The sequence below is a fragment of the Euzebya rosea genome (assembly GCF_003073135.1).
GTDB classification, from domain to species: Bacteria; Actinomycetota; Nitriliruptoria; order Euzebyales; family Euzebyaceae; genus Euzebya; species Euzebya rosea.
Genome location: NZ_PGDQ01000002.1, coordinates 128,109 through 152,357 on the forward strand (window position 1 = coordinate 128,109; position 24,249 = coordinate 152,357).

A 24,249-nucleotide genomic window follows, 5' to 3' on the forward strand; every position below is an offset into this window, starting at 1 on the left:
GATGCAGGGACCCGCTGTCGCTCAGCTCGCGCCGATCCCGTTGCGGTGGGCCCACGCGGCAGCGGCCGTGCGGGTGCGCAGGTCCAGCTTCAGGTAGATGTTGGCGAGGTGGCGGGCAACGGTCTTCTCGCTGATGACCAGGCGGTCGGCGACCTGCCGGTTGGTGGCGCCCTCGGCGACCAGGGCCAGGACCTCGACCTCGCGTGCGGTCAGCCCGGCACCCGAGGCCTGCCGCACCCCGTCGGGGGGCGATGTCGAGCGCATCCGGTCCAGGGCGTCCATGGCCACGTCGGCCTCCAGGCGCGCCCCGCGCTCGTCGCCCAGCGCCGCCCGGGCACGCGACGCCAACCTCCGGATCAGCGCCGTCTGCAGGGGCGCGTCCATCGCCTGCCAGCGCGACTCCGCACCACGCAGCCAGCGGAGGGCACCGGCCGGATCATCAGCGAGCAGCAGCGCCGCACCGCGGGCCTGCTCGGCCAGGGCCTCGAAACCCGGCGTCGGCCAGGTCCGGGCGATCGTGGCCAGGTCGTCGGCCGCCCCAGCCGCGACGGCCCCGTCGCCACACGCGACCGCGAGGTCGGCCTGTGCGGCCAGGAGCCGAGCCCGCCGGAAGGGGGCCGGTCCGGCGCTCTCCAGCGACGACGTCACCGCCAACAGGCCCTCGCGGGGGCGTCCGTCGACCAGCCACAGCATCGCCAGCCCCGGCTGCGGGTCACGCCCACGTGCCAGCGCCTCCCGGTAGCCGGCCTCGGCGACGTCGACGTCACCACGGAGCCGCGACAGCTCAGCGAGCTGGTACCAGGCCTCGCCGACGACCGCGACGTTGAGCTCGGCGAGGTCCTCGCACACCCGGCGAGCCTCGGCCTCCGCCGAACCCCAGTCGCCGGCGACGACGAGGAGCTGGGCCCGGTGGACCCGGCAGATCCCGGTGAACATCGCCGCGCTGCTGAAGGTGTCGCACCATCGCTGGGTTGCGGTGGTCCACTCCCGTGCCCGGCGAAGGTCCATGAGGTCGTGGCACAGGGCCATCATCCGGCAGTAGATGTTGCCGGCGAACTCGGGCCGGACCTCGCCCGCCACGACGGACACCATGGCCTCGTCCAGCAGCGCCAGCCCGTCGGCCATGTGCCCCTGCTGCACCTTGCTCGCGCCCTCCTGGACCAGCGCCAGCGCCTGGAGGGTCGGGTCGCCGTGGTCCCGGCCGAGGGCGTGCACGTCCCGGGCGGCGGTGATCGCCGCTGCGAGGTCGCCCGCGTCCGAGGCCTCCTCGATGGCCATCAGGCGCAGGTACCCGTGCTCGACCGCGGTCGGCAGGTCGTTCAGGAGGCGTCGTGCCCGGCCGAGCCACCCGGATCCGAGCGCTACCTCCCCGCGCAGGATTGCCATGAACCCGATGTCCATCGCGGCCATCGCCGCCCGGGAGCGCTCGCCCGCCTCGACGCAGCGGCGATGCACCTCCTCCGACAACGACATGGCTTCGCGCGCCAGCCCGAGCCACCAGGCGGCGTCGCCCATCGCATCCAGGTCGTGGATGGGCAGCGGTTCGTGTGATCGCGCCCGCGCGAAGGCTCGGTAGGCCGAGTCCCAGTCATGGTGCTCGAACGCGGCCCGGGCGATCGCCAGCTGCTGGCCGGGCGAACCTGTCGACACGTGGATGAGTGTCCCACGGGTCGACCGGGTCGGTCACGACGGGGTTGGAAACAGCCGCTCAGGCCTCGGTGATACCCGAGCGAACCTGCTCCACGACCGTCTCGGGCAGGTCGTGCATGCCATGGGCCGCAGCCGCGTGGTCGGCGACCTCTCGCAGGACGTCGTCCTCGGTCTCGCCCGTGACGACCCCATCGCACCCGGCGACGACGTTGTTGCACTCGAACTTCTTCATGGGTTCCTCCTTCAGGCAGGTCGCACCATCGCCTCGGCCTGGTCTCGGGTGAGGTCCATGTCGTGGACGGTGCGGGCATGTGCCTGCGCCGCGGCGACGACCTCGTCGGTGGTGCCGCCCCGGAGGACGGCCCCGCACGGGCACTCGATGATGCGGCCTTCCATGTGCGTTCCTGTCACGCGACGATACGGACACGGTATTGCTGACGGGTTGGAGAAACCTTGCTGCGAGTGTTCCTCACGGGACGGATCACCGTCGCCGCCGGCGACTGCACCGTCGACGAGACCTCGATGCCGGGGATGCTCGGTCGTGCGACGTTCGCCGTGCTGGTGCTGGAACGACACCGGCTCGCCGTCGATGTCCTCGCCGACCGACTGTGGCCCGTGGCACCGCCGCCCGGTTGGTCCAAGTCCATCGCCCCGCTCGTGAGCCGGCTCCGAACGGCCATGCGAACCCTCCACGACGCCGACGGACTTCCGACCATCCGTGCACGCGACGGCGGGTACGAGCTCGAGCTGCCCGTCGGCGTGTGGATCGATGTCGAGGACGGGATCCGCCGCCTGGACCGCGCGGAGGGGGCCCTTCGTCGTGGGGACCTCGAGGCCGCATGGCTCGACGCGGCACCGGCGTCGGCCATCCTCCGTCGCCCGTTCCTGCCGGGTTTCGACGCGCCGTGGGTGGACATCGTCCGGGACCGGCTCGTGGACGGCAGCTACCGCTCCTGGCTGGTCCTGGCGGAGGTGTGGCGCCGGCGGGGGGAGTACGCGCTGGCGCGAACCGCCGCGCAGTCGGCGATCGGCACCGATCGTTGGCGTGAGGACGCTCACCGCCTGCTCATCCAGCTCGAGCTCGACAGCGGCAACCGGGCCAGCGCCCGCCTGGCTGCCCAGCGTTGCACCGCCGTCCTGCGCGAGGAGCTGGGGGTGGAGCCATCCACGCAGACGCTGGCGTTGATCGAGCGCACGGGCACCCATCGATCCGGCTGACGCGTCGGAGGGCCGGGGGACCGGGGAATGGCACGCCGGTTCGGGCTAGCCTGTTCCCACGATGCTCGATGCCCTCCAGCCCCTGCCGCCCGACCCGATCCTCGGCACCACCGTCGCGTGCCGCAACGACCCCAACCCGCTGAAGGTCGACCTCGGCGTGGGCGTCTACAAGGACGACAACGGGACGACGCCGATCTTCCGCTCCGTCGTCCGGGCCGAGCAGCGCGTGCTCGCCGACCAGACGACCAAGGCGTACGTGTCGCCGCCCGGTGACGCCCGCTTCATCAGCGGGATCACCCGTGAGCTGTTCGGCGCCGACCACGCCGTCGTGACCGGCGGACGGGTCGGCGCGGTGCAGGCGCCCGGCGGCTCCGGCGCGCTCCGGCTCGGTGCCGGGCTGCTGCTTCGCGCCGAGTCCAACACCCAGCTGTGGGTGCCGTCACCGACCTGGGGCAACCACATCCCGCTGATGGGTGCAGCCGGGCTGGACATGCAGCAGTACCCCTACTACGACAAGCAGACCCACGTCATCGAGTTCGACGCGATGGTCGAGACGCTGAAGCAGCGTGGCCCCGGCGACGTCGTGCTGCTGCACGGCTGCTGCCACAACCCCTGCGGTGCCGACCTGACCCGCGAGCAGTGGGACGTCATCGGTGACCTGGCCGAGGAACGCGGCTTCACGCCCTACGTCGACTTCGCCTACCACGGCCTCGCCGAGGGCATGGACGCCGACGCCTACGGGGTCCGCATGCTGGCCGACCGGCTGCCCGAGCTCCTGGTCGCGTACTCGGCGTCGAAGAACTTCGGGCTGTACCGAGAACGGACCGGGCTCGCCCTGACCATCACCGCCACCTCCGAGGGGGCGTCCACGGCGACCAGCCAGATGGCCAACATCGCCCGCGAGCTGTACTCCATGCCGCCGGCCCACGGCGCTTCCATCGTCGGGGAGATCCTCGACGACGAGGTCCTCACCGCGGACTGGAAGGCCGAGGTGGGTCAGATGCGCGAACGCATCAACGGCCTCAGGGCGATGCTGTCGGAACACCTCCGGGTCGCAACGGACTCCACCGACTTCGACTACATCGCGGGCGAACGTGGCATGTTCAGCTTCCTCGGCCTCTCGCCCGAGCAGGTCACTGCGCTGCAGCACGACCACAGCGTGTACCCCATCCCGTCGAGCCGTGTGAACATCGCCGGGGTGACCGAGGAGAACGTGGCACGTGTCGCCGCCGGCATCGCGGCGGTCCGCTGACCCGAGTCAGCCACAGCACCGCTGACACGGGGCGTTCCGGCGCAGGTCGGGTGTCGCGGACGAAACGTCCCCATCCCAATTGTGGGCATGGCGTTTCCGCGAGACCCGGAGGTACGATTGTCGCGCCCGGATACCTTCGCGGGCTCCCAAGCAAGTGAGGCAGTGCAGTGGCAACAGGAACAGTGAAGTTCTTCAACTCCGAGAAGGGGTTCGGGTTCATCCAGCCCGACGACGGAGGGAAGGACATATTCGTCCATTTCTCGAACATCGCAGGGAGCGGATATCGCAACCTCGAGGAGAACCAGAAGGTCGAGTTCGAGGTCGGCCCCGGACGCAAGGGTGATGAAGCCCGCGATGTGAAGCCCCTCTAGGCTCTCGAGCGTTCAAGGTGATAGCGACAGCCCGGGCCCCCGCGGCCCGGGTTGTTCTGTGTCTGCGGTGACGGCGACGTCTCCTGCGTACCGCGACGTCTTCTGCGGGACGGCGAAACTTCCGGGACCCGACGGGGTCCAATGGGTGTACCCCCGCCCGATCGACGAAGGACGCCGCTGTGACCGATGCGTTGAAGACCCTCCTCCTCGGGGGTGCCCTCACCGTGGTCGGATGGGTGCTGGTCACCACCGGGGTGGTGCAGCTGTCGATGCCGGACCTCGGGCTGCCCTCCCTGCCGCGCGACGTGGTCGTGCAGGAACGGGTCCTCGGCCCCAAGCACCCGGCGACGATCACGCGGGTCGAGCCCATCGCCCTGGACTGCCGTGCACGCGTGCATGCGGCCGTCTCGGTGGAAGGCACCCGTGAGCACTCCCTCGCCGGAGTCGTCTACCGCACCGACACGGTGTCCCTCGACGCCGTCGGTGACGTGGACACCTGCGTCGACGCCGGTGCCGTCACCATCGGCCGGGGCGAGGACGGCACCCTGACCGTCACGGTGCCGGGCGAGGCCATCCGTTTCGTCCGCCCCAGGGTGGACATGGTGGCCAGCGCCACCGGGGTCGACTGGGACAAGGGGTTCCTCGGTGAGCTCACCGACCTGCTGCCCGGCGTCGACGACGGCGACGACATGATCGCCGCTGCCTTCGCCTACGCCCAGCAGGTCGTCGGCGGCCGTGCCTGCATGGAGGAGGCCTTCGCCGTGACCAGCCAGGCGCTGGAGCAGGCCTACGCCGACCAGCTGCTCGCCCAGGGCCTGGACCCCGCCATGGTCACCGTCGAGATCGGCGAACCCGACTTCGACCAACACCTGCCCTTCGAGGGCACCAGCTCGCTGGCGCTCCGTGTGGACGACGACATCCGTTGCACGCTGTCGCCGGACGCACACGCGGGCGCCAGCCCTTCGTGGGAAGACCTCGTCCGCGAGGTCTGACACGGGGGGACGGCCGCGGGTTCCTTTCCCCTGTGGGGCTCGCGGCCGTCCTGCGGTCGGCACCCCTGCCCGGGTGCACGGTGCTCGAGGGCGCCCGCAGCCCTCAGGCGGTGCCGGCCTGTGGTGTCCCGCCCTCGTCCGGGTCGGGGGTGTCCGTCGGGTCGCGAGTCACCCAGTCCGGGGCCCAGCTGCCCCCCGAGGCCTCGCTGCCCAGTCCGTCGAGGCGCTCGAGCTCCTCCCGTGCCTGCGCGGCGAAGTGGATCCGTTCGGTGACGTCGGCCAACGCCCGGTCGGTGGCCGTGGACCCCAGCGCAACCTGGCCGATGATCGCCCCGGCCGCCTGCTCGACGGCCGTCACGGCCTGCTCGGCCTGCGCCAGCGCCGGCCCCTTCGCGGTGGCCGGCAGGTGCGACGCGGCGATCAGGCGCCGGTCGATCTCCAGGGCCTGCTGCTCCAGCTCGACACGAAGCTCCAGCAGCCGCACCTCCTCGCCGGGGGCACCCGCAACCTCGCGCAGGCCACGCATCGCGGCGCCGAGGCGCCGGTGGAGCTTGGCTTCCGGGGTGTGGGCGCCGGCCCACGACGCCGGTGCCTCGCTGGCGACGCCGGGCACGATCTGTCCCTGGGCCTCGTACTGCTGCTTGCCGCTGCGCGCCAACGCCAACGCGAACGCGCCGGCACCGAGGAGCACGAGCAGGACGAGGCCCAGGAGGACGATGCTCACCGGCTCACCAGCTGCTCATCGGCCGAGGACGATCACGAGCAGGGCGATGACCGCGATGACCGCCGCGACGGTCGCGATGATCTTGACCTTCGAGTAGGGCCGCTCGCCGACGACCTCGCCGGTCGCCCCGTTGATCATCACCTGGTAGGTCGACCCCTCGAAGGTGACCGTCAGCAGCCAGATCGGCAGCAGCAGGTGCTTGAAGGTGAGCCCGCTCCACGTCGTGGTCTGCTGGTGGATCCGCTGGTGGTCGCCACCGATGTCGCGTTCGACGGTGCGGGTGATCTCGCTGGTCATGACCTGCTTGGCCCGCTCGAAGCACTCCTCGACGTCGTTGTCGTAGGTGCGGCTGAGGTGACCGGCCACGTACTCGGGGCTGTAGGGCTTGACCTGCTCCATGGGCCACGGTTCGAGCTGGGCGATGTAGCCCAGGTTCAGGCCGCCCTCGTTTGCCACCACGGGCACGTCGTCGAAGGTGTTGTGCACCCGACCCGAGGCGTGGCGCCAGCGGGTCTCGGTCTCGGTGCGCTGGTCGTCGCCCTCGCCGACGGTGACGGTGTGGTCGTCACCGCGTTCGCCGCGATAGTCGGTCTCGGCCTGCGCGTCGTAGGTGAAGTAGGCGGTGTAGACCGACTCGAACGACCCGGAGCTGGAGTAGTTCTTGAACTCCGACGGGGCGAACCAGCGGCTGCTGACCCATTCGTCGAGCTTCTCCTTGGCGGCCCGCTCGTCGACCCGGAACGGCAGCACGCCGTCGACGGGAAGGCGTGCCGGGGCGTCCTGGATGTCGTCCCGCTGGATCGGCGTGGTGCAGTAGGGACACTTCGTCGACGTCAGCGTCCCGGTGAAGGTGGTGTGACCGCCGCAGTTCTGGCAGACGACCTCCTTCTCACCGGCCACGAGGGCCTGGGCTCCCTCCCGGTTGGTGCGCAGGTCACGCAGCGCGGTGCGAAGGTCCTTCTCCTCCACCACCCCCGTGGCCTCGCGGAACGCCTGGACGTTCCCGCAGTGGGGACAGGCCAGCTCCTGCTGCCCGATGTGGAACTGCAGCTCACCGCCGCACTGGCCGCATGGATAGGTCCGGGTTGCCTGGTGGTGCTGGAGCATGGCGTTGAGCCGCTGCGGGGTGGCGGCCGACTCGGCCTCGGGCGGGGTGGCAGCCGCCTGCTGGGGGACCGGTGGCGGCCCACCGGGTCCGGGGAGCGGCGGTGGCTGGTCGTTCATCCGGCTCAGCCCTCGCCGTCACCGTCGGACGCTGGAGGAGCGGGGGGTGTCGGCGGCGCCGGCGGCTGGGACGGGACCGGTGGAGGTGTCTGCGCGGTGGGCAGGGGCGGCGGGGCCGCGAACAGGGCCTGGAGCGCGGGCACCTGGGCCGCGGGAGTCCAGCCGGCCATGCCGGCCGACCAGACGAGGGTCTGCCCGGTGATCTGTCCCTGGCTGGCTGCCTGCTGCAGCTGCGGGACGGTGTAGGGGCCGGCCTGCTGTCCGCCGACGTCGACGTGGAAGGACTGGGCGGCGGGCAGGGGCGGCGGGGCCGCGGCCGGCTGGCCACCCATCTGGCCGCCGAACTGGCCGGCCATCTGGTTGGCCATCGCAAGCCCCAGGCCGAGGCCCATCGCGTCGGACGCGCCGCCGCCACCACCGGGGTTGGCTGCCGCGGCCTGCATGGCGTCGGCCGAGGCGACCTGCTGGTAGGCGTTGATGTCGCCGATGTTGCGGACGTACCCGCCGGTCTCGACACCCTTGGCCACACCACGGGTCATCGCCTGCGTGATCTCGTCGGGCAACGAGATGTTCATCGTGATGTCGTCGATGCCGAGGCCGTACTCGTCGTCGACCTTCTCCTGCACGTACTCGCGCAACTTGCCCGACAGCTCCACCTGCTTGCCCTGCAGGTCGATGGCGCCCAGCCCGGTCTCCAGCACCATGTCGGAGAAGGCCGTGGAGATCACTCGGCGCAGCAGCTCGGAGATCTCGTCGGCCTGGACCTCGGAGTCGGTGCCGATGACCTCGCGCAGGAAGATGTCGACCTCGTCGATGGACACCACGCACAAGCCGTTGGCCCGCACCTGGACCATGCCGAAGTCGGGGTCGCGCACCGTGATCGGCTGCGGCGTGCCCCAGCGCAGGTCGGTGACCGGCCGGGTGTTGATGAAGTACACCTCGCTGCGGAAGGGGCTGTTGAAGCCGTGCTTCCAGCCCTGCAGCGTCCCCAGGATGGGCAGGTTCTCCGTCGTCAGCTGGTAGGCGCCCGGCATGAACGAGTCGGCCAGCTGGCCCCGGTAGACGAACACCGCTCGCTGGCCCTCGCGGACGATCAGCTCTGCGCCGTTCTTGATCTCGTTGTTGTACCGGGGGAAGCGCCACGCCAGCGTGGAACGCGAGTCGTCGAGCCACTCGATGATGTCAACGAGTTCGCCGCGCAGCTTGTCCATCAGGCCCATCGGATGTGTCCCTCTGTCGTCGAATGGGTGGGGTGTCGCAATCCCACCAGAGCGCGGACCGTCCGTCCACTCCGTGACCAATCTGTCACACCCGGGGAAGGATCCCCCCGTCCGGTCCCGTCGCAGCCGGATCGGGACGCCTCGAGAACCTTCGTGAAGTCGGGAAGGTGCCCGGCGGTTGACACGCAACAGGGTTGGTGGACCGCCGTCGCTTGGCGTCAGCGGTCGTCCTGCTCGCTGGCCGCCGCCGCGCGATCAGCACCACCCGCCGCCGCGGGGTGTGGCCCCGTGTCACACACCTCCAACGCCGTACCGAAGGAGCATGTCCATGTCCGCTCGTCTCGTCCCCGGGGCCCTGCCCCATCGTCCCGCCGCACCGCGGGCCCTGACCGTCCTGGCGGTCCTCCTGCTCGCCGCTGCCCTCGTCACCACCGGCAGCCGCGCCGCCGACGCCGGCGCCAGCGACCTGCTGGACGTCGACGTCGCCGAGGCCACCGGCGACGTGCTCGCGATCGTCCATCCCGCAGACGGGGTGTCGCTCGCCGACGCCGTCACCGGCGCCGTCGACGCCGGGCTGCTGCCCGCCGGTGAGTTCCCCCACGTCGGCGTGTTCGGTGCGAGCGGCCCCGTCAGCGCGTTCAACGCCCTCGCCGGCACCGGCCTGATCGAGCGGGTCGAGGCCAACCACCAGCTGCGCCTGTTCACCAGCTCCTCCCACATCGCCACCCGCGGACAGGCCGTGCTCGACGGTGCCGTCAACGGCACCCCCTACGACGGCTCCGGCGTCGGCGTCGCGGTCGTGGACTCCGGCCACGACGGCACCCACCCCGACCTGTCGGCCAACACCGCGGGCAACGTCAAGATCATCTTCCCGACCACCGCAGGCGTGCCCTTCCCCGACACCGACACGATCTCCGGTGGCGGCCACGGCACGCACGTGTCCGGCATCGTCATGGGTGACGGCAGCGCGAGCAACGGCCAGTACCACGGTGCGGCCCCCGGGGCCAGCCTGTACGGCATCTCCGCAGGGACCGCCATCAGCGTGCACAGCGCCCTGGGGGGCCTCGAGTGGGTCCTGGCCAACCACGACCAGGTGACGCCCGCGATCAAGGTCGTCAACAACTCCTGGGGCTCGGCCGCCGGCAGCTACAACCCCGGTGACGCCATCTCCATCGCCGTGGGCAACCTGATCGACGAAGGCGTGACCGTGGTGTTCGCCGCGGGCAACGACGGTGGCAACGGCTCGGCCCAGGCCACCAGCCCGACCTGCATCGACCCGACCCCCGGCGTGATCTGCGTCGCGTCCTACGACGACAAGGGCACCGGCACCCGGACCGGCACCGTCTCCACCTTCTCCTCGCGTGGTCGCAGCGGCCAGGTCAACACCTACCCCGACATCTCCGCCCCCGGCACCGACATCACGTCCACCTGCCGCCTGACCCTGCCGATCTGCGCCACCGGCAGCCAGGTCTTCTCGCCGGTCAACACCTACTCGGTGCTGTCGGGCACCTCGATGGCCGCCCCGCACATCGCCGGGATCGCCGCGCAGCTGTACCAGGCCAACCCCGGCCTGACCCCCGCGCAGGTCGAGGACATCCTCGAGGACACCGCCCTGCAGTTCACCGACGGGGCGTCCTACGAGTCCGATCCGACGAACCCGACGACCACCACCTCGGTGGACAAGGGCCACGGCCTGGTCGACGTGGTCGCCGCCGTCACCGAGGCGCTGGCCCGCTGACGGGACCGAACCCGGATCACCACTGACGCCACGACGGGCGGGACCACGCGGTCCCGCCCGTCCGGCGTCCGTGGCGCCACTCCGAGTCCGTCACCCTCCCAGGCCGTCACCTCCGATGGCGTCGAGCTCCGCGAGCAGGTCGGGCGGTATCGACATGCCCGCACCCTCGGCGTTCTCGCGCAGGTGGGTGACCGAGGAGGTGCCCGGGATCAGCAGGATGGTGGGTGACCGGTGGAGCAACCACGCCAGCGCCACGGCGATGGGCGTGGCGGCCAGTCGTGCGGCGACCGACGACAGGACGGTGGACTGCAGCGGGCTGAAGCCGCCGAGCGGGAAGAAGGGCACGTAGGCGATGCCCTCGTCCGCGAGTCGATCGACGAGCGCGTCGTCGTGGCGGTGGGCGAGGTTGTACATGTTCTGGACGCACACGACCGGTGCGATCAGGCGTGCCTCGTCGACCTGCTGGGAGGTTGCGTTGCTCAACCCGAGGTGTCGGATCAGCCCCTTCTGCTGCAGGTCGACCAGCGCGCCGAACGGCTCGGCGATCGACTCGGCCCGCGGCCCCTCGGCATCGCCCAGCCGCAGGTTGACCAGGTCGAGCACGTCACGGCCGAGCGACTCGAGGTTCTCGTGGACCGCCCGTCGGAGGTCGTCGGGTCGCCTGGCGGGTGGCCATCCTCCTTCCGCATCACGGGTCGCGCCGACCTTGGTCGCGACGAGCAGGTCGTCCGGATAGGGGTGCAGGGCCTCCCGGATCAGCTCGTTGGTGATGCGTGGCCCGTAGGCGTCGCTGGTGTCGATGTGGGTGATGCCCATGTCGACGGCTGCGCGCAGCACGGCCCGCGCGCCGGCCGGATCGGCGGGTGGCCCCATGACCCAGGGGCCCGCGAGCTGCATGGCGCCGTACCCGAAACGCGTGACCTCGACGTCGCCGAGGGTCCGGGTGCCGCCGGGCAGGGTGGTGGAACGTGTGTGCAAGGGTCGTGCCTTCCGTATCGGTACTCGGGGTGGCGTGTGCCGACCCCGAGGCACACTATGGGCAGGTCACTTCCCCAGGGGAAGAAGGCACCCAGGAGTGCGTAGGGCACCTGCAGGTGCGCGGCAACGGACGCGGAGCACAACGATGGCCACGACGACAGCGGCACAGCGACGAGCACAGGCCAGGGTCGACTACGACGCCTTCCTGGCCGTGTGCCCCAGCCGGCAGCTGCTGGCGAGGATCTCCGACAAGTGGGTCGGTCTGGTGCTGTGTGCGCTCGGGGGCAGCGACCCGACGATGCACGCGGCCGAGGCCGTCGAGGGACCACGGGCCATGCGGTACTCCGAGCTGGCCCGCCGGATCGCCGGCGTCAGCCAGAAGATGTTGACCCAGACCCTTCGTGCGCTGGAACGGGACGGTCTCGTCGTGCGCACCGTCACGCCGACCGTCCCCGTCACCGTGCACTACGAGCTGACCGACCTCGGACGGTCCCTGCACCTCGTCATGCGCGACCTGAAGGGCTGGGCCGAGGCGAACATGGAGGAGGTGTTCGCCAACCGCGACGCCCATGACGCCCGGGCCTGAGCGGTCGGGACGCCAGTTCCTTGGCGGTCGGGGGAACGAGGCCGGGGGTCAGTCGGTGAACTCCTCGAGGAGCTCCTCGGGTTCGATCAGGCCGCCGGCGGCCGCCAGGGCGCCGGACAGCTGGACCGCCCGCTCGTAGACGGCGGAGAAGTAGTGGGTGGCGATGACCTCGTGGCCGGGCAGCGGAGGCACCCCGAGGGAGTGCACGACCGCCGCGGGCTCGGAGGTGATGCGGACGTCCTGCTTGGCGGGCGGCAGCTTGTCGACCTCGCCCCAGAAGCCGACCTGCTCCTTCTTCTTGCCGCGACGGCGGCCGCGGGAGCCGCCCTTGCCGCGACGTCGTCGTGCAGCGCTCATGCGGACACCTTCTCCGGGGTCGTCTCTTCCAGGTCGTCCTCGGTGATGAGGGTGTCCTCGTCGATGCCGAGGACCTTCTGCAGCTGGGTCGAGTCGAGGTCACCGACCGAGCTGGACTTGGGCAGCGCCATGTCGGCGATCCGCCGCTTGCCCTGCACGACCTCCTCGACCCGCTCGTCGACGGTGCCGGGGCAGACCAGGCGGTGGGCCACCACGGTCCTGGTCTGGCCGATGCGCCAGGCCCGGTCACGTGCCTGGTCCTCCACCGCCGGGTTCCACCAGCGGTCGTAGAGCACGACGTGGCTGGCGGCGGTCAGGTTCAGCCCCGTGCCGCCGGCCTTCAGCGACAGGACGAGGGCACCCGGGCCCTTGCCCTTCTGGAACTCCTCGATCATCCGGTCGCGGGCACCACGGGCCAGGCCACCGTGGTAGCAGTTGATCTCCACGCCCTTGCGCTGGGTGAGGTAGTCGGCCAGCTTCTCGCCCCACGACGCGAAGTGCGTGAAGATCAGCACCCGCTCGTCGGCCTCGAAGACGTTGTCGACGATCTCGTTGAGGCGGGCCAGCTTGCCGGACCGTCCGTCGAGCGGCCGTCCGTCGTCGTTGTAGGCCGCCGGGTGGTTGCAGATCTGCTTGAGCGCCGTGATGGCCGCCAGCACCGCACCCTTCTTCTTGGGGGCACCCTCCTCGGCCGCGGTCTCCACGACGAGGTCGTCCAGCACCGCCTGGTACAGGCCGATCTGCTCGGGGGTCATCGAGCAGTGGTCGAGGGTGTCGATGCGGTCCGGCAGCTCCGCGGCGATGGACGGTTCGGCCTTGGTCCGCCGGTAGACGAGGACCCCGTTGAGGGTGCGCAGCGCCTCCTCGGCGGTGGACCGACCGGCACCGGCGGTGCGGGACAGCTGCGCCACGAACGTCGCGCGGTCACCCAGCAGGCCCGGGTTGGTGAAGTCCAGCAGCGCCCACAGGTCGCCGAGCCCGTTCTCGATCGGCGTACCGGTCAGCACCACCCGCGAGTGGGCGTCGAGCCGTCGCAGCTGCTGCGCGGTCTCGCTGGCCGGGTTCTTGATCGTCTGGGCCTCGTCGAGCACGACCTTGCCCCACGTGGTCTCCGTCAGCGCCTCGATGTCGCGCACGGCGGTGCCGTAGGTGGTGAGGACGACGTCGGCCTTCTCCACGACGCCCTTCAGCTCGCGCTTGCCGGCGCGGCCGGGCCCGTGGTGGATGACCACCTTCAGGCCGGGGGTGAACTTGCGGGCCTCCGCGGCCCAGTTGCCCAGCACCGCCGGGGGGAGGATGGCCAGGTGCGTGCCGGTCTCGGTGGTGAGCGCCAGGTGGGCCAGCAGGGTCGGGGTCTTGCCCAGGCCCATGTCGAGCGCAAGGCAGCCGCCCAGGCCGGCGTTGTGGAGGAACTCCAGCCAGGCCAGGGCGTCGGCCTGGTAGCCACGCAGCTCGCCGTGGAACCCCTCGGGGGTCGTGGGCGGGTGCTCGGGGATGTCCTTGGCGGACTCCAGCAGGTTGGCGGCCCAGCTGTCGCCGGCGACGGAGATGCCGCCGAGCAGCGGGGTGCCCTCCAGGCCGAGGGCGTGGCGCAGCATGTCCGCGCCGGTCAGGCGGGTCTGGTCGGCCCGCTCGGCCAGCGCCTGTGCGGCGGCCTCGAGGTCGGCCTTGTCCAGCTCCACCCAGCGCCCGTGGGCCTTGACCAGCGGGCGTGACTCGCTGGCCAGCGCCATGATCTCCTCCGCCGACAGCTCGACGTCGCCGAACACCGCCGACCACGCGACGGTCGTCAGCTGACGGGCGCCGACGACGCTCTCCTGGGTGTCGGTGGACGTCAGGCGCAGCCCCGGCTTGGGCTTCTTGCGCGACAGCGGCGGGACGCGCATCTCGAACCCGGCGGCCGACAGGATCGGCCCGGTCTCGGTCATCAGGTCCCACGCCTCGTCCTGGCTGAGGATGACCTCGCCACGACGTTCGGCCTTGCCGCGCTCCAGCGGCTTGTACAGGCCCTCCAGGCGGTCCAGCTCGCTCTTGATCTGCTCGCGGCGGGACGCCGGGGCGTTGGACATGGCCGCGTCGACCGGCTCGAGCTTGCGGTTGGCGCCGACGGCGAGGGTCCGCAGGTGCCATGCGTTGCCCTGGTCGGGCGGGTCGAGCTGCACGACCAGCTTGATCGTCGAGGTGCCGGTGACGTGCTTGGCCCACGTGGCCATGCCCTTCATCAGCTCCGACCCGCGCTGGGTGGGGGCGTCGAAGACGGTGCCGTCCATCAGCGCCAGCACGGCCTCGGCGACCTCGGTGGCCGACCGCGGCTTGGGCGGCGGTGCGGGCACCTCGACGCGGGCGGCGGCGTCGGTGCAGATCGCGTCGATGACGTCGGAGACGACCAGCTCGGTGAAGGCACGGCGGTCGTTGGACTTGGTGAGGGCCGACACGACGCCGGGCATCACCCGCGACAGCGACTGGAACTCGTCGTGGTCGATCAGGGCCGGGGCCCAGCGGACCCGGAAGTGCGACCGGCCGTTGCCCCCCTTGGACTTGCCCTCCTTGAACCGGTGCAGCTGGGGGACCATGCGGCCCTGCGCGACCAGCCGGACGGCCAGCCCTGCGGTCAGGCCGAGCCACGTGACGGACGGCGCGACGGCCTCGTCCTCGTGGGTGGTGCGCATCGTGACCAGCCAGCCGAGGGCCTGCTTGATCGGCGCGTGGACCATCGGCACCTTGGTCCCGTCGGGCAGGACCAGCGGCTCGCGTTCCTGCCAGCCGACACCGCCAGCGCCGACGGCCTGCAGTCGCTCGGTCAGCTGCTCGATCGACTCGGCCTCGGTCTTGTTGCCGGCGGCCCAGGCGATGACGTGGCCGTCCAGCCACGACAGCTGCAGGGCCACGGTGCCGGGCGGCTCCTCCTCGTCCTCGTCGTCGTCCTCGTCGTCGTCGTCCTCGGCGGTCCGGTCCCGGTCCGTCCCCTGGCCCTTGCCCGACGTGGTGTCGGACCTGGGTTCCGGGCGGGCCGGCTCCTCCTCGCCGACGAGGTCCTTGAGGGTGACGTCGATCAGCAGGCGTTCGGCCTCGAGGTCACGCAGGACGAGCTTGCGCTCGGGACCGTCGACGCTGCTGCGGGCACGGTCGATGGCGGCGTCGGTGCGGCGCAGCAGGCGTGTGAGGGCGAGGATCCACTCGGGTTCGTGGTCCTCCAGGAAGTCGAGCTCGTCCTCGGTGGCGGTGCCGTCGATCTCGGCCATCGCGAGGCGCTGGAAGTCCTCGGGCGGGTCGACAGCGGGCCTCGAGGGGCCCGGGGTGATCATGGTGCTGATCGGGATCGCCTTCGTGTGTTCGGCAGATGGGAGCTGGCTCGGTCGGCACGACGCCCGCGGCGGGTTGGTCGTGATGCCAGCCACGCAATCGACAGCCCTCTGGGACCACCGACCCGTGTGGCGACTGGATCCCCGGGGGATCGACAGTGACCGATGGGGTCAGCATACCTGCCACCCTGTCCGCGTCCCAGCCCGATGTCGGCTGGGACCCGCCAGCCCCCGCACCCGGGGTCAGACGATGACCACGTCCACCGCGAGCGCCTGCCCCCGGACGACCTCGACGTCCTGGGTGTGGCTTCCGACGGCGGTCGTGACCGTCATGCGGTAGGTCTCCACCGTGTTGCCGATCTCCGCGATCGGGCGGGTCGAGGGGTTGACGTGCCACTCCCACTCGCCGGTCGGGCCGACCGGCAGGGTCAGCTCGATCGCCTCCTCCAGCTCGCTGGCCATCGCGGTCAGCTGCCCGGTGCCCTGGTACTCCTCCAGCCCGGCGAACGGGGTGGTGAAGGCCTTGGCCAGGGTGATCGTGCCGGCCAGCGCAGCCCCGCTGGCGTCGGTGATCTTCCCCGTCAGGGTGGCGAAGCAGCGAGGGTCCCCGGCGTACTCGGCCGCGCGCAGGAACATCTCCATGACGTACGGCCACTGGGTGCCCGGCCCGTGGAAGCTGAAGTAGCCGGGGTGGAACGCCGTGGAGTGCTCGATGACGTAGCCCAGCGTCCCGGTGGCGGCGTAGGCCCAGTCGTTGGACGTGCCGAGCGTCGGGTACAGGCCCAAGCCGATCTTGGACTCGTACCCGACCAGGTCGTCGGTCTCGGTCGCCCGGCTCATCGCGTCGCCCATCTCCACCAGCAACGCCTCGTCGGGGCAGGCGTCGGTGGTGTGGCCCCACGGGCGCAGGATCAGCCGGCCGGAGGTGTGGTTGGACAGGTAGGTGATGACGTTGTTGTGCAGGAAGAAGTCGCGGTTGTTGGCGACCTCGGGCTCACTGAAGGGTTCGGTGCCGTAGTAGGTCTGGTCCGTCGGGTTGGACGACGTGGAGGCGAAGATCGGCGCGTCGACGCCGTTGACCAGCGATCCGGTGGTGCCGCCCCACAGGTAGGCGTAGTTCCGGTTGGGGTCGACCCCGTAGAAGATGGGCGAGTCCACGCCGGTGGTGACCAGCGGGTTGTTGCGCTGGGTCTTGCGGACGTAGGCGCCCTGGCCGCCGGCCACGATGCCGAGGGTGGAGTTGTCCATGACGGTGCCGGCCCAGCTGCGGCTGTAGGCGAACCCGTCGACGTTGATGACCGGCACGATCCGGACCTTCACGCCCGACAGCATGGAGGTGACCCGTCCGTTCCCGGCGACGGCCTCGTCGACCAGCCAGCGGGCGAAGAGGGCTGGGTACTCCGCTGCCGGCCATTCGCGGGCGTGGTGGCAGCCGTCGACGTAGGCGATGCCCCGGCCGTCGGCCTCCTCGCCCATCCAGATCTCCACGCCCTTGATCTCTCGTCCCTCGAAGGACCTGATGGGGAGGGTGATGACCCGGGCGTGCAGCCCGGGGTGTTCGGCCGCGTCGCGTTCGAGCTGCTCGAAGACGGCGTGGAAGTCGGCGAGGTCGCGGTAGTCGGTGACCCCGCCGGGGACCGCGACGGCGGTGTCGACGGCGGCGGCCGTCGACGCCTCGGCGGCCTCGTGGGCCAGCAGGTCGGCGATGCGGACCTCGTAGGGCATGCCCGTGGCCTGCAGGCGAGCCAGGTCGCCGGGCCACAGCAGCAGCTCGACCCCGCCGTCGACGATGGCGTGGGTGTCGTCGAAGTTGGCCAGTGCCGCCCGCTGGCGGTCGGTGCGCGGGAACGCGACGACGACCTGCAGGACGTCCTTCAGGGTCGAGGGCAGCGCCGTGACGGCCGAGGCGGAGGCGGTGGTGGCACCCATGCTGATCGCGCCCATGGAGAGGGCGGCAGCACGGAGGAACGAGCGGCGGGACAGGGCCATGGCGTGGATCCTCGAACTCTGGACGGGACGGGTGTCGCCGTGTGATTCGCCACCGAGGTGCCCTTTTCCTCCTGGAGGATGCCGCCTTCTGGAGGATGCCGCCTTCTGGAGGATGCCGCCCTCCTGGAGGATGCCGCCCTCCTGGAAGATGCCGCCCTCCTGGAGGATGGCGCCCTGCTGGATTTCCGGCCCGGTCAGAGGCTGGTGCGGACGTCCCACAGCTCGGGGAACAGCACCACGTCGAGCATGCGGCGCAGGTAGCCGGTGCCCGAGGTGCCGCCGGTGCCCCGCTTGGACCCGATGATCCGCTCGACGGTGGTCACGTGGTTGAAGCGCCAGCGCCGGAAGTAGTCCTCGAGGTCGACCAGCTTCTCGGCCAGCTCGTAGGCCGACCAGTGGGCCTCGGGGTCGCGGTAGATCGTCTCCCACGCGGCCCGCACCGACTCGTGCGGCTGGTAGGGCTGCGTCCAGTCGCGGTCGAGCACCGACGGGTGGATGTCGACGCCGTGGTCGGCCAGCAGGATCAGCACCTCGTCGTAGAGGCTGGGGGTTTCCAGGTGGACCTGCAGCAGCTCGACGACCTCGGGGACGTGGCTGTGGGGCTGCAGCATCGCCGCGTTCTTGTTGCCGACGAGGAACTCGATGGCGCGGTACTGCCAGCTCTGGAAGCCCGACGACTCGCCGAGGTCCTCACGGAAGGTCGTGTACTCGCTGGGCGTCATCGTGCGCAGGACGTCCCAGGCCCCGTTGAGCTGCTCGAAGATCCGCGCGACGCGGGTCAACATCTTGAAGCTGGGCCGCATGCGGCCGTCCTTGATCGCCTCGCGGGCCGCGACGATCTCGTGGATCGCCAGCTTCATCCACAGCTCGCTGGTCTGGTGCTGGATGATGAACAGCAGCTCGTCATGGGCGTCGGACAGCGGCGCCTGGGCGTGCAGGACCTCGTCGAGGTGCAGGTAGTCGATGTAGCTCATCCGCCCCTCGAAGCGCATGCGGGCGCCCTCGGTGGACGGGTCGTAGGCCTTCGGTGCGTCGCTCATCGAGGCGAAGGCTACGCCGCGACGGCGCCGGCCTGTCGCCAGGCCGGCCCACCACCCGGCCAACCCCGACAGGGCGGCCGGTCGCTGGGTCAGCCGATCAGCTGCTGTCCTTCCGCGGCGTTGCCGGCGGGGTCCACCGCCAGCCACCGGACCGTGGTGCCCGCCGGGAAGTCCAGCGTCTCGCCGCGCTCACGGATGCCCGAGGCCATCCACGCGGTCGACTGCTCGGTCGGCGTCGACCCATCGGTCGTGTAGTACACGTGGGTCGGCTCGGAGGTGGTGAACGTCCAGCCGTCGCCGTCGCCCTCGAGGGTGACCACGGGGGCGGTGGTGTCCCGGCCGTGGTCGGCGGCGATCCGCCACATCTCGGTCACGCCGCTGGCGTACTCCATGTACTCCCCGCGGGCCTGCGCCCACGACGGCTGGAACGAGCCGGACGACCAGGTCCGGGTCGTGGTGTCCCAGACGGCCCCACCGACCTCCCAGCCGAAGGCGTAGACGCCGTGGTTGACGTAGAGCTCCTCGCGGACGTTGCCCGCGGAGGAGTACAGGACGTCGGAGGATCCACCCACCTTGTCGGGACGCACCACCGTGTCCTGGTAGGCCTTGACCTGGGAGAGGATGCGTCGGGCCATCGACCAGTAGTACGTCTCGTCGCCCAGCGGCGGCCTGGTCGGGGTCAGCCGACCCTCGGCGATGTAGGCGCCCGGCTGCCAGAACAGCTGCCCACCGTTTGAGTGGATGGTCATGAAGAACCGGATGTTGTCGTTGGCCTCGACGAGCTCCACGACGTTGCGGGCCTCCGGCTCGCTGAGCTCGTCGTGCCCGGAGAAGGTGCTGGCCGTGCAGGTGCCCGAGGCGCCCGCGAAGCCATCGTGGCGGCTGGCCACGGAGTAGCCGCGGTTGAGGTCAACACCCCAGCTGTCGCGGTAGCCGGGGTCGCTGCGGGTGGGGTCGCAGTGGTTGGTCATGTTCTTGCGCTGCAGGTCGTAGTCGTACATCGAGTAGTGGCTGCCATCGGGGTTGTTGGACGGGATCACCCAGATGTCGACGTTCTCGATGATGTCGGCGCTCGTCGGATCGGTGTCGCGGTTGGCCAGCAGGCGCTCGACGGCCTCGAGGGCGACCAGCGGCGGCACCCACTCGCGGGCGTGGTCCTGGGCGATGATCAGCACGCCGGGCTTGCTGCCGTCGCGGTGGCGGCCGATGCGGATCGCCCGGACGTCGAAGGGGCCGGGGTCGATCGGGGCCGACAGGTCGTCGGTCAGGCCGACCGGGCCGGCTGTCGGCGTGACGGTGCCGCCGTCCCCGGAGGTGCGGTAGGCATGCGCCTCGACCAGGTCGCCGGCTCCGTCGTTGAGCGCGTCGATGACCTCTGCGGCGGTCGCGGTGGCCGAGGCGTGGACGGTGATGTCGGTGCCGTCGACGGTCACGGCGGCGGGGGAGGGGCCGTCGCCCTCGATGGAGACGGTGATGCCGTTGCCGCCCTCGTGTCCCCAGGCGACGGAGCTGACGACGACCGCGGCGCTGCCCGACCCGATGGTGGCCTGTGCCCGACGCTGGTAGCCGTTGGTCGCGTTGGGCAGGTGCACGATCTCCGCCACATCGGGATGTGCCGCGGCGAGCGCGTCGATCCGGTCGTACAGCTCCGTCGGGTCCATGTAGCCGTCGATGAACCCGGTCCGGTAGTCGGGGTCGTCCATGGGGCTGTCGATGTCGTCCTCCAGCCAGCCCACGGCCGGGGCCGACGCGGTGCCGCCGAGGGCGCTGAGGACCGTGACGGTGCTCGGCTCGACCTCCACCGTGGTGACGACGCGGTGGTACATGTACTCGCCCGAGTCGGTGAACGCCGTCATGACCTGGGCCCCTGCGGGGGCGCCGGTGCCGTCGTCCCAGGTCAGCAGCAGCGCGGCGCTGGCGTCCTCCAGCGACGACTTGGCCTCCACCGACAGGAACCCCTGCCCCTTGGTGGTGAAGTAGTCGACCCGACCGATGGCCACGCTGTCGAGGACCATCGCCTGACCCAAGCCGCTGCGACGGGGGAAGTCCGTTGCCGCCTCGCGCATGGCGACCGCCTCGCGGTCCCACGAGAACCGCGTGTCGTCGGGCAGTGGCACCGCACCGAGCGTCGCGAGCTCGGGCAGGTCGGCGTCGGCGGCGATGATCTCGGCCTCGAACCCGGTGGGCGTCCGCTCCACGTCGTGGGTGACGTCGTGGCCGGCGTCGGTGATCGCGTCCAGCGCCGCCCGGCCGTCCACGTGGAACGTCCTCGGCTGGCGTTCCTCGGTGGCCTCCAGCGGGTTGCGGGTGCCGTCGACGGTACCGGCGGTGGCCGAGAGGGCCAGGACCGGGACGAGGAGGGCGGTGAGCAGGGACAGCAGCAGGGTGCGGTTCATCCCGGCGGGGATTCGTCGTCGACCCGACGGTCTCCTGCTCCGGTCACGGAAACAGCGATGCCCGCCCCGAGGTGGTCGGGGCGGGCATCAGACGTCGTGGACTAGCTGGTCCTGAGGCTGCTCAGGGTGACGTCCATGGTGATGTCGCCGGGGGTGGAGATGTAGTTGCGGATGTGGACCTCGAAGGTCTCGCAGTGCTTCACCTTGCCGGCGGAGGCGTTCTCGCCGTTGCCGTCCTGCGGGTTGAAGCTGTGGGACTCGCCGACGACCTGGCCGTTCTTGTGGATGTCCATGTCGATGTCACCGGTGTGCTCCCACATCAGGGACACGGTGGGGGTGGCGGCGACGTGGTCGGGGTTGACGTCCAGCAGGATCGTGTAGACGTCGGTCGCGGCCTCCTGGAAGCCGAGCGGGTCGGGCTCGCCGCCGAGGCCCAGCGGGTAGGGCGACATCGCCGTCGGGGTCGGGACGACCTCCGTCAGGCCGTCGGTCGTCAGGACGTAGTCAGCGGCCTCGACCTGGTCCTGGGTGCAGGGCTGGGAGACCGGGGCGGGCGGGATGGGTCGGCGCCGGCCGGGATGGCGGTCAGCAGCATGGCGACGGCGGCGAGGGACACGAGGGTACGCACGTGGGAACCTTTCGAGAGGAACTGTGGTCGATGGGGACGTGTGGTCGATCGGGACGTGTGCCCCGGGAGTTCGCCGTTCCCCGGCCGTGTTCCTGCCGTATCGGTCGAGAAAACGACGACGACCCCACCGGGTGGCGGGGCCGTCGTCACGCGTCGTGAACGGAAGTCAGCAGACCGTGTTCAGGTCAACGGTCTCGCCACGGTCGACCAGGACCCGGGTGACCTCGACGCCATCGCAGGAGACGGTCCACATCTCGGGGGTGCGGGTGGTGACGGGCGCCACGACGTCCTGGGCGTAGGCCTCGAGGTCGTACTGCGAGGTCACCGCCAGGGAGTTGCTGACCCGCAGCGTGTAGGTCCCGGCCGGCAGCTTCTTGCCCTCGGGGTCGCTGTACAGCAGGGAGTTGGTCGGACCGAACTCGGTCGCAGAGGCCAGCGGCTGGCCGTTGGGGCCCAGCAGCTGAAGGTGCATCTCGTTGTACCGAACGGCCTGGCCGTCGACGGGGAACGAGGTGCTGACGGTGGCGCGGATCAGGTCGACCGGGGTGTCGATGACCAGCGTCTGGGTCGAGCTGCGCAGCGGCGGCGCGGTGCCGGTGGCCTGCAGCTCGGCGACGGGTTCGCCGAGCTGGGAGGCCTTGCGGGAGTCCACGAACGGACGGGTCGAGGGGTTGACGTGGTAGGTGAACTCGCCGGTCTCGTCGACGGTCATCGAGGTGGTCACGGTGTCCTCGAACGGGGTGCCGTCCCACAGCGGGAAGGTGCCGGTCCGGCTGACGGTGATCTCGGCGCCCGCGGGGGCGGTCCCGGTCAGGACGGCGTGGGTCGCGCTGTTCACGGCGTTCTCGAAGGCGATCAGGTAGGCCTCGCGGTTGCCGCCGCCGACGGTCTCGTCGGTGTGGGTCGGGGCGGCGCCCTCGCAGGCGTCGCCGGCGGCCGTGGTCAGCTCGGCGGCGTTGTCGCCGTCGACGTTCGTGGCGTGGGAGGTCGTGCCCAGGTACTCGGCGATGACCTCCTCGTAGGGCGGGTGGAACTCGTGGGCGCCGATCTCGAAGGTGTAGCCGTACCCACCGGTGGCGTTGTAGCTGTAGTCCTCCGTCGTGCCGGTCGTGTCGTAGAGCTCCCAGCCGAACTGGTTGGAGTAGCCGTTCTGGGCGGCCATCCGCTCACCGAGGGCCTGCATGCCGTGGTCGTGGCCGTCGGCGGCCGTGAAGCACTCGTCGGGGGCGAAGCCGATGGGGCTGCCGTCGGGGCCGACCGTCGCGGGGTTCACGCCGACCGGCCGCAGGATCAGGTTGGAGAACGTGTGGTTGGAGATCAGCGTGGTGACCTGCCGGGTGGAGATCAGGTTGCGGATCGCCTGGGTCTCCGGCTCGGAGAACGGGGCCGGCCCGCGGTAGGTGGCCGACGTGGACTCACCGGAGGCGCCGGGGCCGCCCCAGAGGCCACCGTAGTTGCGGTTCAGGTCGACGCCGATGCCGAGGCCACCGGGAGAGGCGGCGAGGACACAGGTACCGGCGGGCTGGGACTGGCCGTCGACGTAGCGGCAGTTCTTGCGCTTGTAGGCGTTGCCGGGCGTGCCGAGGATCGTGACCGGGTTGTAGAGGCTCTGGGGAACGACGGTGTTGAGGTCCACCGCGCCGGAGGTGCGGGAGGCGTCGTAGCCGTCGGGGTTGGAGACGGGGACGATGATCGCGCGTCCGCGGGTCAGCAGGTCGACCACACGGGCGTGGTCGGGGTGGGTGCTGTCGGTGAAGGCGTCGATGAGGTCGTGGGCGAACTCCATTGGGAGCTCGGCCGACGGCCACTCGCGGGCGTGGTGTGCACCGAACATCAGGAAGACCGGGCGGCCGTCCTCGGGTTCGTTGACGTCGACGCCGATCTCGATGCCGGTCAGGTCCCGGCCCTCCACGGAGGTGCCGATGGTGATGCGCTTGGCGAGGTCGGGGTTGTCGGCCGCCAGCTGGTCGATCTCGTTGCCGAAGTCGGCCAGCACGCGGTAGGCGTTGCGGCCCGACGGCAGGTCGGTCACCGGGTTGGCGGCGGCGAACGCGGCGTCGAGCTCGATGCGCTCCATCTCGCGGGCGATCAGGTCGCCGATGCGGACGTCCCAGGTGAAGCCGTTGGCGGCCAGCAGCGCCTCGTCGGCGGCGGAGTGCAGGACGACCTCGACGTAGTCGTGGCCCGCGTGTTCGGTGACGTCCAGGCCGAGGTCGGCGATGGCGTTGCGGTGGGCGCGGGTGGGGGCATCGACGGTGACGAGCTGCGGCGCGAAGGCCTGCTCGGTGGTGGTGACCAGCGGCAGGGCACCGGCAGGCACCAACGACAGTCCGAGCGCGGCGACGGCCAGCAGCGCCACGACGGTGGAACGGGGGCGGAACGACATGGGATCCTCTTCCGGGGGTGAGTGCGCGGCCGTGGATGTCCTGCGGCGGCGCGGGGCTCGATCCCTGCTCAGTTCGCCGTCGGCGGAGTGGATTCCTCCCGACGCCGGGTTCCTGCCCCGTCGGCGCCGTAAGGGCCCCATGTGTCTGGGCGTAGTCGGAGGTCGTACGCTCATTGCTTCGCCGTATACCCCCGTGAA

The 24,249-nt window shown here is 70.8% G+C and carries 20 protein-coding genes; 6 read left to right on the forward strand and 14 right to left on the reverse strand.

What is annotated here, in order from left to right; all coding sequences use genetic code 11:
* Window positions 1-21 precede the first annotated feature (21 nt).
* From CUC05_RS02255 to CUC05_RS02265, 3 genes are read right to left on the reverse strand one after another with little or no spacing between them, the layout of a single operon-like run.
* On the reverse strand, window positions 22-1,650 hold the full coding sequence (locus tag CUC05_RS02255; protein ID WP_108664462.1) for a LuxR family transcriptional regulator: 1,629 nt from the start codon (window positions 1,648-1,650) through the stop codon (window positions 22-24).
* A gap of 58 nt (window positions 1,651-1,708) precedes the next feature.
* Complete coding sequence (locus tag CUC05_RS02260) at window positions 1,709-1,882, reverse strand: DUF1059 domain-containing protein (RefSeq protein WP_108664463.1); 174 nt, start codon at window positions 1,880-1,882, stop codon at window positions 1,709-1,711.
* An 11-nt stretch (window positions 1,883-1,893) separates the two neighbouring features.
* Window positions 1,894-2,046: a DUF1059 domain-containing protein gene (locus CUC05_RS02265; protein WP_108664464.1), complete on the reverse strand. Its 153-nt coding sequence runs from the start codon at window positions 2,044-2,046 to the stop codon at window positions 1,894-1,896.
* 66 nt (window positions 2,047-2,112) lie between these two features.
* Here CUC05_RS02265 and CUC05_RS02270 point away from each other — a divergent pair, with 66 nt between their 5' ends.
* From CUC05_RS02270 to CUC05_RS02285, 4 genes are all read left to right on the forward strand, one after another.
* Window positions 2,113-2,868, forward strand: a complete 756-nt coding sequence (locus CUC05_RS02270; RefSeq protein ID WP_108664465.1) for an AfsR/SARP family transcriptional regulator — start codon at window positions 2,113-2,115, stop codon at window positions 2,866-2,868.
* A gap of 61 nt (window positions 2,869-2,929) precedes the next feature.
* Window positions 2,930-4,120, forward strand: coding sequence for an amino acid aminotransferase (locus CUC05_RS02275; RefSeq protein ID WP_108664466.1), 1,191 nt, complete (start codon window positions 2,930-2,932; stop codon window positions 4,118-4,120).
* Between the two features lie 167 nt (window positions 4,121-4,287).
* Window positions 4,288-4,491, forward strand: coding sequence for a cold-shock protein (locus tag CUC05_RS02280; protein ID WP_108664467.1), 204 nt, complete (start codon window positions 4,288-4,290; stop codon window positions 4,489-4,491).
* Between the two features lie 179 nt (window positions 4,492-4,670).
* Window positions 4,671-5,483 (forward strand): hypothetical protein, encoded by an 813-nt coding sequence (locus CUC05_RS02285; protein ID WP_108664468.1) that lies wholly within the window; start codon window positions 4,671-4,673, stop codon window positions 5,481-5,483.
* 103 nt (window positions 5,484-5,586) lie between these two features.
* On the opposite strand, the gene CUC05_RS02290 is transcribed toward CUC05_RS02285, so the two are convergent.
* Genes CUC05_RS02290 through CUC05_RS02300 form a run of 3 tightly spaced genes read right to left on the reverse strand, consistent with a single transcriptional unit; the run spans window position 5,587 to window position 8,651 of the window.
* On the reverse strand, window positions 5,587-6,207 hold the full coding sequence (locus tag CUC05_RS02290) for a hypothetical protein (RefSeq protein WP_108664469.1): 621 nt from the start codon (window positions 6,205-6,207) through the stop codon (window positions 5,587-5,589).
* Window positions 6,208-6,222: 15 nt separating this feature from the next.
* Entirely contained in the window at window positions 6,223-7,431 is a 1,209-nt protein-coding gene (locus tag CUC05_RS02295) for a TFIIB-type zinc ribbon-containing protein (RefSeq protein WP_108664470.1), read from the reverse strand.
* A 5-nt stretch (window positions 7,432-7,436) separates the two neighbouring features.
* Window positions 7,437-8,651, reverse strand: coding sequence for an SPFH domain-containing protein (locus CUC05_RS02300; protein WP_108664471.1), 1,215 nt, complete (start codon window positions 8,649-8,651; stop codon window positions 7,437-7,439).
* Window positions 8,652-8,979: 328 nt separating this feature from the next.
* Here CUC05_RS02300 and CUC05_RS02305 point away from each other — a divergent pair, with 328 nt between their 5' ends.
* A complete protein-coding gene (locus tag CUC05_RS02305) occupies window positions 8,980-10,389 on the forward strand; it encodes a S8 family serine peptidase (RefSeq protein ID WP_108664472.1) in 1,410 nt (469 codons plus the stop codon).
* 90 nt (window positions 10,390-10,479) lie between these two features.
* Here the strand turns inward: CUC05_RS02305 and CUC05_RS02310 are convergent, their stop codons facing one another.
* A complete protein-coding gene (locus CUC05_RS02310; RefSeq protein ID WP_108664473.1) occupies window positions 10,480-11,367 on the reverse strand; it encodes an oxidoreductase in 888 nt (295 codons plus the stop codon).
* A 145-nt stretch (window positions 11,368-11,512) separates the two neighbouring features.
* On the opposite strand from CUC05_RS02310, the gene CUC05_RS02315 reads away from it, so the two are divergent.
* Window positions 11,513-11,953, forward strand: coding sequence for a winged helix-turn-helix transcriptional regulator (locus tag CUC05_RS02315; RefSeq protein WP_108664474.1), 441 nt, complete (start codon window positions 11,513-11,515; stop codon window positions 11,951-11,953).
* Between the two features lie 48 nt (window positions 11,954-12,001).
* Here CUC05_RS02315 and CUC05_RS02320 read toward each other — a convergent pair whose 3' ends face one another.
* The 7 genes from CUC05_RS02320 to CUC05_RS02350 form a co-directional block, all read right to left on the reverse strand.
* On the reverse strand, window positions 12,002-12,310 hold the full coding sequence (locus tag CUC05_RS02320; RefSeq protein ID WP_108664475.1) for a hypothetical protein: 309 nt from the start codon (window positions 12,308-12,310) through the stop codon (window positions 12,002-12,004).
* Entirely contained in the window at window positions 12,307-15,615 is a 3,309-nt protein-coding gene (locus CUC05_RS02325) for a DEAD/DEAH box helicase (RefSeq protein ID WP_157965122.1), read from the reverse strand. The genes CUC05_RS02320 and CUC05_RS02325 overlap by 4 nt, the downstream gene beginning before the upstream one ends.
* A gap of 240 nt (window positions 15,616-15,855) precedes the next feature.
* A complete protein-coding gene (locus CUC05_RS02330; protein WP_108664477.1) occupies window positions 15,856-17,601 on the reverse strand; it encodes a M14 family zinc carboxypeptidase in 1,746 nt (581 codons plus the stop codon).
* Window positions 17,602-17,795: 194 nt separating this feature from the next.
* Window positions 17,796-18,641, reverse strand: coding sequence for a tryptophan 2,3-dioxygenase (gene kynA / locus CUC05_RS02335; protein ID WP_108664478.1), 846 nt, complete (start codon window positions 18,639-18,641; stop codon window positions 17,796-17,798).
* An 89-nt stretch (window positions 18,642-18,730) separates the two neighbouring features.
* On the reverse strand, window positions 18,731-21,037 hold the full coding sequence (locus CUC05_RS02340; protein ID WP_108664479.1) for a M14 family metallopeptidase: 2,307 nt from the start codon (window positions 21,035-21,037) through the stop codon (window positions 18,731-18,733).
* 101 nt (window positions 21,038-21,138) lie between these two features.
* Window positions 21,139-21,489 carry a hypothetical protein gene (locus CUC05_RS24405; protein WP_108664480.1) on the reverse strand — a complete coding sequence of 117 codons (351 nt, stop codon included), beginning with the start codon at window positions 21,487-21,489 and terminating at the stop codon, window positions 21,139-21,141.
* A gap of 342 nt (window positions 21,490-21,831) precedes the next feature.
* Complete coding sequence (locus CUC05_RS02350) at window positions 21,832-24,051, reverse strand: M14 family metallopeptidase (RefSeq protein ID WP_108664481.1); 2,220 nt, start codon at window positions 24,049-24,051, stop codon at window positions 21,832-21,834.
* Window positions 24,052-24,249: the final 198 nt, after the last annotated feature.

What these genes read in the sequence shown, in the direction of transcription:
- CUC05_RS02260 (WP_108664463.1), bottom strand. Translation starts at nt 1,882, where the DNA reads ATGAAGAAGTTCGAGTGCAACAACGTCGTCGCCGGGTGCGATGGGGTC.
- CUC05_RS02265 (WP_108664464.1), bottom strand. Translation starts at nt 2,046, where the DNA reads ATGGAAGGCCGCATCATCGAGTGCCCGTGCGGGGCCGTCCTCCGGGGC.
- CUC05_RS02275 (WP_108664466.1), top strand. Translation starts at nt 2,930, where the DNA reads ATGCTCGATGCCCTCCAGCCCCTGCCGCCCGACCCGATCCTCGGCACC.
- CUC05_RS02295 (WP_108664470.1), bottom strand. Translation starts at nt 7,431, where the DNA reads ATGAACGACCAGCCACCGCCGCTCCCCGGACCCGGTGGGCCGCCACCG.
- CUC05_RS02300 (WP_108664471.1), bottom strand. Translation starts at nt 8,651, where the DNA reads ATGGGCCTGATGGACAAGCTGCGCGGCGAACTCGTTGACATCATCGAG.
- CUC05_RS02305 (WP_108664472.1), top strand. Translation starts at nt 8,980, where the DNA reads ATGTCCGCTCGTCTCGTCCCCGGGGCCCTGCCCCATCGTCCCGCCGCA.
- CUC05_RS02315 (WP_108664474.1), top strand. Translation starts at nt 11,513, where the DNA reads ATGGCCACGACGACAGCGGCACAGCGACGAGCACAGGCCAGGGTCGAC.
- CUC05_RS02320 (WP_108664475.1), bottom strand. Translation starts at nt 12,310, where the DNA reads ATGAGCGCTGCACGACGACGTCGCGGCAAGGGCGGCTCCCGCGGCCGC.
- CUC05_RS02325 (WP_157965122.1), bottom strand. Translation starts at nt 15,615, where the DNA reads ATGATCACCCCGGGCCCCTCGAGGCCCGCTGTCGACCCGCCCGAGGAC.
- CUC05_RS02330 (WP_108664477.1), bottom strand. Translation starts at nt 17,601, where the DNA reads ATGGCCCTGTCCCGCCGCTCGTTCCTCCGTGCTGCCGCCCTCTCCATG.
- kynA (WP_108664478.1), bottom strand. Translation starts at nt 18,641, where the DNA reads ATGAGCGACGCACCGAAGGCCTACGACCCGTCCACCGAGGGCGCCCGC.
- CUC05_RS02340 (WP_108664479.1), bottom strand. Translation starts at nt 21,037, where the DNA reads ATGAACCGCACCCTGCTGCTGTCCCTGCTCACCGCCCTCCTCGTCCCG.
- CUC05_RS24405 (WP_108664480.1), bottom strand. Translation starts at nt 21,489, where the DNA reads ATGTCGCCCTACCCGCTGGGCCTCGGCGGCGAGCCCGACCCGCTCGGC.
- CUC05_RS02350 (WP_108664481.1), bottom strand. Translation starts at nt 24,051, where the DNA reads ATGTCGTTCCGCCCCCGTTCCACCGTCGTGGCGCTGCTGGCCGTCGCC.